The following is a 7,525-nucleotide window of genomic DNA, read 5'->3' as shown; positions in this document are numbered from 1 at the left end:
AGTTGATTTCATATTACTACTATATAATGCTTTTTAATTTTAGTTTAGTATGAGCTGACTTCGTCAGTTCTATCTACAACCTCAAAACCATGCTTTGAGCAACCTGTGGCTAGTTTCCTATTTTGCTCTTTGATTTTCATTGAGTATTAGATGTATAGTGCATTGAAGTTAAAATAGTATACTTTGGTTTCTAAGACATTGTTAGAAATTAGATTAAATTCCTTAATCGATTTGCGCATGTTTTATTTTATTTCACTATACTTTAGATTGAAAAATAAGGAATCACATAAATCGCAAGAAATAGGGAATCTGATTCGTGTTTATAACCGTTCAAAAAGAGAGGAAGCTGAAAGTGAGCCACTTAATCTTTATGTCGAAGATGAAAAGGGCAATCTCCTGGCAGGTTTGATAGTAGAGACTTTTAGAAATTGGCTAGAAATCGAGTATTTATTTGTAAAAGAGGAACTGAGAGGGCAAGGAATCGGTTCAAAACTATTGCAGCAAGCAGAAACTGAAGCTAAGAATCGAAACTGTCGTTTTGCCTTTGTCAATACCTACCAGTTTCAAGCTCTTGATTTTTATAAAAGGTATGGCTACAAGGAAGTCTTTAGGTTACAAGACTATCCCTACATTGGGCAAAGATATTATTAGCAAAAGAATCTGTAAGGTGAGTATGGAGGTATAATACAAAGAGAGGCTCGCACATAAGTATGGAGGTGGACTGATGTATATGAGTAACTATCGATAAATACCAGTTATAACCTAGAAATTGTGTCTTTCTGGGCAATATTGGGTACAATGCAATGGCAGCTGAGAAATTGGGAATCAAGGCTTATCGGGTTAAGAAAAGAAGTGATGTGGTTGATATCTTAAAACAATTTATTTAAACTAAAAACTCTCTATCTTTTTAAATTGACATTAATCCGAGATTCCCCTCTCGAGTTTTTCAGAATAGAGTGAAATCCGAAAGAAAATGGAAATAATTTTTATTAAACGCTTCCAATAGCGGTTAAAAGTTGACAAATTTAAATTTTAGGACTACACTAAGTAAGTAAATTTTATTTTAAAGGAGAATTCGTTATGAATTTAACATTTTTAGGCTTATGTATTGCCTGTATGGGCGTATCTGTCGGTGAAGGTTTATTGATGAATGGACTGTTTAAATCAGTAGCACGCCAACCAGATATGCTTTCTGAGTTTCGTAGTTTGATGTTTTTAGGTGTTGCCTTTATTGAAGGAACTTTCTTTGTAACTCTTGTCTTCTCATTTATTATCAAATAAATACATGGAACGAGAAGAAAAGGGAGGATTTTAGATGGAAGAAAGTATTAATCCAATCATCTCTATTGGTCCTGTTATCTTCAATCTGACTATGTTAGCCATGACCTTGTTGATTGTGGGAGTTATTTTTGTCTTTATTTATTGGGCAAGCCGCAATATGACCTTGAAACCCAAAGGAAAGCAAAATGTACTTGAGTATGTCTATGACTTTGTTATTGGATTTACAGAACCTAACATTGGTTCGCGCTACATGAAAGATTACTCACTCTTTTTCCTTTGTTTATTTCTTTTCATGGTGATTGCCAATAACCTTGGCTTAATGACAAAGCTTCAAACGATCGATGGGACTAACTGGTGGAGTTCGCCAACCGCTAATTTACAGTATGACTTAACCTTATCTTTTCTTGTCATTTTGTTGACACATATAGAAAGCGTTCGTCGTCGTGGATTTAAAAAAAGTATAAAATCTTTTATGAGTCCTGTTTTTGTCATACCGATGAATATCTTGGAAGAATTTACAAACTTCTTATCTTTGGCTTTGCGGATTTTTGGGAATATCTTTGCAGGAGAGGTCATGACGAGTTTGTTACTTCTTCTTTCCCACCAAGCTATTTATTGGTATCCAGTAGCCTTTGGAGCTAATTTGGCTTGGACTGCATTTTCTGTCTTTATTTCCTGCATCCAAGCTTATGTCTTTACTCTTTTGACATCTGTGTATTTAGGGAATAAGATTAATATTGAAGAGGAATAGAAAGGAGTAACTGATGCACGTAACAGTAGGTGAATTGATTGGTAATTTTATTTTAATCACTGGCTCTTTTATTCTTTTGCTAGTCTTGATTAAAAAATTTGCATGGTCTAATATTACAGGCATTTTCGAAGAAAGAGCTGAAAAAATTGCTTCAGATATTGACAGAGCTGAAGAAGCCCGTCAAAAAGCAGAAGTATTGGCTCAAAAACGCGAAGATGAATTGGCTGGTAGCCGTAAAGAAGCTAAGACAATCATTGAAAATGCAAAGGAAACAGCTGAGCAAAGTAAGGCTAATATCTTAGCAGATGCTAAACTAGAAGCAGGACGCTTAAAAGAAAAAGCAAACCAAGAAATTGCTCAAAACAAAGCTGAAGCTTTACAAAGCGTTAAGGGTGAGGTAGCAGATTTGACCATCAGCCTAGCTGGTAAAATCATCTCACAAAACCTTGACGGTCATGCCCATAAAGAACTCATTGATCAGTATATCGATCAGCTAGGAGAAGCTTAATGGACAAGAAAACAGTAAAGGTAATTGAAAAATACAGCATGCCTTTTGTCCAATTGGTACTTGAAAAAGGAGAAGAAGCCCGTATCTTTTCAGACTTGACTCAAATCAAGCAAGTTGCTGAAGAAACAGGTTTACCTTCTTTTTTAAAAAAAGTGACAGTAGATGAGTCTGACAAGAAAAAAACGATTGCTTTTTTCCAAGACTCTGTGTCACCTTTATTACAAAACTTTATCCAGGTTCTGGTCTACAATCACAGAGCAAATCTTTTTTATGATGTGCTTGTAGATTGCTTGGACCGACTTGAAAAAGAAACAAATCGATTTGAAGTGACGATTACTGCTGCTCATCCTCTAACTGATGAACAAAAGAGTCGTTTGCTCCCTTTGATTGAGAAGAAAATGTCTCTGAAAGTAAGGAGTGTAAAAGAACAAATCGATGAAAGTCTCATTGGTGGTTTTGTTATTTTTGCCAATCACAAGACAATTGATGTGAGTATTAAACAACAACTTAAAGTTGTTAAAGAAAATTTGAAATAGAAAGTGGTGTTCTTTTGGCAATTAACGCACAAGAAATCAGCGCTTTAATTAAGCAACAAATTGAAAATTTCAAACCCAATTTTGATGTGACTGAAACAGGTGTTGTAACCTATATCGGGGACGGTATCGCGCGTGCTCATGGCCTTGACAATGCCATGAGTGGAGAGTTGTTGATCTTTGAAAACGGCTCTTATGGTATGGCTCAAAACTTGGAGTCAACAGACGTTGGTATTATCATCCTAGGTGACTTTACAGATATTCGTGAAGGCGATACAATCCGCCGTACAGGTAAAATCATGGAAGTCCCAGTAGGTGAAAGTCTGATTGGTCGTGTTGTGGATCCGCTTGGTCGTCCGGTTGACGGTCTGGGAGAAATCCACACTGATAAAACTCGTCCAGTAGAAGCGCCAGCTCCTGGTGTCATGCAACGTAAGTCAGTCTCAGAACCATTGCAAACTGGTTTGAAAGCTATTGACGCCCTTGTACCGATTGGTCGTGGTCAACGTGAGTTGATTATCGGTGACCGTCAGACAGGGAAAACAACCATTGCGATTGATACAATCTTGAACCAAAAAGATCAAGATATGATCTGTATCTATGTCGCAATTGGACAAAAAGAATCAACAGTTCGTACGCAAGTAGAAACACTTCGTCAGTACGGTGCCTTGGACTACACAATCGTTGTGACAGCCTCTGCTTCACAACCATCTCCATTGCTCTTCCTAGCTCCTTATACTGGGGTTGCCATGGCGGAAGAATTTATGTACCAAGGGAAGCATGTTTTGATTGTATACGATGATCTATCAAAACAAGCGGTAGCTTATCGTGAACTGTCACTCTTGCTTCGTCGTCCTCCAGGTCGTGAAGCTTTCCCAGGAGATGTCTTCTACCTTCACAGCCGTTTGCTTGAGCGCTCAGCTAAAGTTTCTGATGAACTTGGTGGTGGATCAATTACAGCTCTACCATTTATCGAGACACAAGCAGGAGATATCTCTGCCTATATCGCAACCAACGTGATTTCTATCACTGATGGACAAATCTTCCTTGGTGATGGTCTCTTCAATGCGGGTATTCGTCCAGCCATCGATGCGGGTTCATCTGTATCGCGTGTAGGTGGTTCTGCACAAATCAAAGCCATGAAGAAGGTTGCTGGTACACTTCGTATCGACCTTGCTTCATACCGTGAGTTGGAAGCTTTCACTAAGTTTGGTTCTGACTTGGACGCAGCAACACAGGCTAAGTTGAACCGTGGACGTCGTACCGTTGAGGTCTTGAAACAACCTGTTCACAAACCCTTACCTGTTGAGAAACAAGTAACCATTCTCTATGCTTTGACACATGGTTTCTTGGATACTGTTCCAGTAGATGATATTGTTCGTTTCGAGGAAGAGTTCCATGCCTTCTTTGACGCTCAACATCCAGATATTTTGGAAACCATTCGTGATACAAAAGACTTGCCAGAAGAAGCAGTCTTGGATGCTGCGATTACAGAGTTTCTCAATCAATCTAGCTTCCAATAAGAATAGAGGTGTCAGATGGCAGTATCTCTAAATGATATTAAAACAAAAATCGCCTCAACAAAAAATACGAGTCAAATCACTAATGCCATGCAAATGGTATCAGCTGCTAAGCTAGGTCGCTCTGAAGAAGCTGCTCGCAACTTCCAAGTTTACGCTCAGAAAGTTCGCAAACTTTTGACAGATATTCTTCATGGTAATGGAGCTGGTGGCTCAACCAATCCCATGCTGATTAGCCGTCCTGTGAAGAAGACAGGCTATATCGTCATTACTTCAGATCGCGGTTTGGTTGGAGGGTATAATTCTTCTATTCTGAAAGCCGTTATGGAGTTGAAAGAAGAATACCACCCAGACGGTACAGGTTTTGAAATGATCTGTATCGGTGGAATGGGAGCTGATTTCTTTAAGGCTCGTGGTATTCAACCACTTTATGAATTACGTGGCTTGGCGGATCAGCCTAGCTTTGATCAAGTTCGTAAGATTATTTCAAAAACTGTTGAAATGTACCAAAATGAACTCTTTGATGAACTCTATGTTTGCTACAACCACCATGTCAATACGCTAACCAGTCAAATGCGTGTGGAACAAATGCTTCCGATTGTTGACTTGGATCCAAATGAAGCGGATGAAGACTACAGCTTGACTTTTGAATTGGAAACCAGCCGAGAAGAAATTTTGGAGCAGTTGTTGCCTCAGTTTGCAGAAAGTATGATTTACGGTGCCATTATCGATGCCAAGACAGCTGAGAATGCTGCTGGTATGACAGCCATGCAAACAGCGACTGATAATGCTAAGAAAGTCATCAATGATTTGACAATTCAGTATAACCGTGCCAGACAGGCGGCGATTACACAAGAAATTACAGAAATCGTAGCAGGTGCTAGTGCCTTAGAATAGGCTCTAGTCCAGCTCGTATGAAAATGAACTTAGGACCTAGTTGAACTAGGAACCGACAGTATCTTATATAGAATAGGAGAAGGAGATGAGTTCAGGTAAAATTGCTCAGGTTATCGGTCCCGTTGTAGACGTCTTGTTTGCAGCAGGGGAAAAACTTCCTGAGATTAACAATGCACTTGTCGTCTACAAAAATGACGAAAGAAAAACAAAAATCGTCCTTGAAGTAGCCTTAGAGTTGGGAGATGGTATGGTTCGTACTATCGCCATGGAATCAACAGATGGTTTGACTCGTGGAATGGAAGTATTGGACACAGGTCGTCCAATCTCTGTACCAGTAGGTAAAGAAACTTTGGGACGTGTCTTCAACGTTTTGGGAGATACCATTGACTTGGAAGCTCCTTTTACAGAAGACGCAGAGCGTCAGCCAATTCATAAAAAAGCTCCAACTTTTGATGAATTGTCTACCTCTTCTGAAATCCTTGAAACAGGGATCAAGGTTATCGACCTTCTTGCCCCTTACCTTAAAGGTGGTAAAGTTGGACTCTTCGGTGGTGCCGGAGTTGGTAAAACCGTCTTAATCCAAGAATTGATTCACAACATTGCCCAAGAACACGGTGGTATTTCAGTATTTACCGGTGTTGGGGAACGTACTCGTGAGGGGAATGACCTTTACTGGGAAATGAAAGAATCAGGCGTTATTGAGAAAACAGCCATGGTCTTTGGTCAGATGAATGAGCCACCAGGAGCACGTATGCGTGTTGCCCTTACTGGTTTGACAATCGCTGAATACTTCCGTGATGTAGAAGGCCAAGACGTGCTTCTCTTTATTGATAATATCTTCCGTTTCACTCAGGCTGGTTCAGAAGTATCTGCCCTTTTGGGTCGTATGCCATCAGCCGTTGGTTACCAACCAACCCTTGCTACGGAAATGGGTCAATTGCAAGAGCGTATTACATCAACTAAGAAGGGGTCTGTAACCTCTATCCAGGCTATCTATGTGCCAGCGGATGACTATACTGACCCAGCGCCAGCAACAGCCTTCGCTCACTTGGATTCAACAACAAACTTGGAACGTAAGTTGGTACAATTGGGTATCTACCCAGCCGTTGACCCACTTGCTTCAAGTTCACGTGCCTTGGCACCTGAAATCGTTGGAGAAGAGCACTATGCAGTTGCTGCAGAAGTAAAACGTGTCCTTCAACGTTACCATGAATTGCAAGATATCATTGCTATCCTTGGTATGGATGAGCTTTCTGATGAAGAAAAGACCTTGGTGGCTCGTGCCCGTCGTATCCAGTTCTTCTTGTCACAAAACTTCAACGTTGCGGAACAATTTACTGGCCAGCCAGGTTCTTATGTTCCAGTTACTGAAACGGTACGTGGCTTTAAGGAAATCCTTGATGGTAAATACGACCACTTGCCAGAAGATGCCTTCCGTGGTGTAGGTTCTATCGAAGATGTGATTGCAAAAGCTGAAAAAATGGGATTTTAAGAGGTGATCTATGACTCAGTTAACTGTCCAGATCGTGACACCAGATGGTCTCGTCTATGATCACCATGCCAGCTATGTATCGGTTCGAACTCTGGATGGTGAGATGGGGATCTTGCCACGACATGAAAATATGATTGCGGTTTTAGCAGTTGATGAAGTAAAGGTGAAACGTATTGATGACGAAGATCACGTGAACTGGATTGCAGTAAATGGCGGTGTTATTGAAATTGCCAATGATATGATCACAATCGTCGCTGACTCTGCAGAACGTGCTCGTGATATCGATATCAGTCGTGCAGAACGTGCCAAACTTCGTGCAGAACGTGCAATTGAAGAAGCACAAGACAAACACTTGATTGACCAAGAACGTCGTGCGAAGATTGCGCTGCAACGTGCCATTAACCGTATTAATGTCGGAAATAGACTATAAGAAAAAATGAACTTGAAAATTCCAAGTTCATTTTTTTATGGTGTTTTATACTCAATAAAAATCAAAAAGCAAACATAGGAAGTTAGCCATAGGTTGCTCAAAACACAGTTTTG

At 40.0% G+C, this 7,525-nt stretch carries 9 protein-coding genes; all 9 read left to right on the top strand.

Annotated elements, in window-relative coordinates:
* Positions 1-237: 237 nt before the first annotated feature.
* The 9 genes from HT671_RS11120 to HT671_RS11080 all read left to right on the top strand — a co-directional run bounded on the left by HT671_RS11120 (position 238) and on the right by HT671_RS11080 (position 7,412).
* Complete coding sequence (locus tag HT671_RS11120; protein ID WP_000499170.1) at positions 238-651, top strand: GNAT family N-acetyltransferase; 414 nt, start codon at positions 238-240, stop codon at positions 649-651.
* Positions 652-1,080: 429 nt separating this feature from the next.
* The gene (locus tag HT671_RS11115) at positions 1,081-1,281 is read left to right on the top strand and encodes a F0F1 ATP synthase subunit C (RefSeq protein WP_001054562.1); all 201 of its coding nucleotides are present in this window, start codon (positions 1,081-1,083) and stop codon (positions 1,279-1,281) included.
* A gap of 34 nt (positions 1,282-1,315) precedes the next feature.
* Positions 1,316-2,032: a F0F1 ATP synthase subunit A gene (gene atpB, locus HT671_RS11110; RefSeq protein ID WP_000392851.1), complete on the top strand. Its 717-nt coding sequence runs from the start codon at positions 1,316-1,318 to the stop codon at positions 2,030-2,032.
* A gap of 13 nt (positions 2,033-2,045) precedes the next feature.
* Positions 2,046-2,540 (top strand): F0F1 ATP synthase subunit B, encoded by a 495-nt coding sequence (atpF, locus tag HT671_RS11105; RefSeq protein WP_023941012.1) that lies wholly within the window; start codon positions 2,046-2,048, stop codon positions 2,538-2,540.
* Entirely contained in the window at positions 2,540-3,076 is a 537-nt protein-coding gene (locus HT671_RS11100) for a F0F1 ATP synthase subunit delta (protein WP_023941011.1), read from the top strand. Before atpF ends, HT671_RS11100 begins: the two co-directional genes overlap by 1 nt.
* Before the next feature lie 14 nt (positions 3,077-3,090).
* Positions 3,091-4,596, top strand: a complete 1,506-nt coding sequence (gene atpA / locus HT671_RS11095; RefSeq protein WP_023941010.1) for a F0F1 ATP synthase subunit alpha — start codon at positions 3,091-3,093, stop codon at positions 4,594-4,596.
* Between the two features lie 15 nt (positions 4,597-4,611).
* The gene (locus HT671_RS11090) at positions 4,612-5,490 is read left to right on the top strand and encodes a F0F1 ATP synthase subunit gamma (protein WP_000301222.1); all 879 of its coding nucleotides are present in this window, start codon (positions 4,612-4,614) and stop codon (positions 5,488-5,490) included.
* An 85-nt stretch (positions 5,491-5,575) separates the two neighbouring features.
* Complete coding sequence (atpD, locus tag HT671_RS11085; protein ID WP_000094362.1) at positions 5,576-6,982, top strand: F0F1 ATP synthase subunit beta; 1,407 nt, start codon at positions 5,576-5,578, stop codon at positions 6,980-6,982.
* A gap of 10 nt (positions 6,983-6,992) precedes the next feature.
* Positions 6,993-7,412, top strand: coding sequence for a F0F1 ATP synthase subunit epsilon (locus HT671_RS11080; protein ID WP_000192870.1), 420 nt, complete (start codon positions 6,993-6,995; stop codon positions 7,410-7,412).
* Positions 7,413-7,525 lie beyond the last annotated feature (113 nt).

It is taken from the genome of Streptococcus sp. 2741, from assembly GCF_013276315.1.
Taxonomy (GTDB): Bacteria; Bacillota; Bacilli; order Lactobacillales; family Streptococcaceae; genus Streptococcus; species Streptococcus pseudopneumoniae.
The sequence above is the reverse complement of the archived record's forward strand: the minus strand, read 5'-3'. Positions and strand labels throughout refer to the sequence as shown.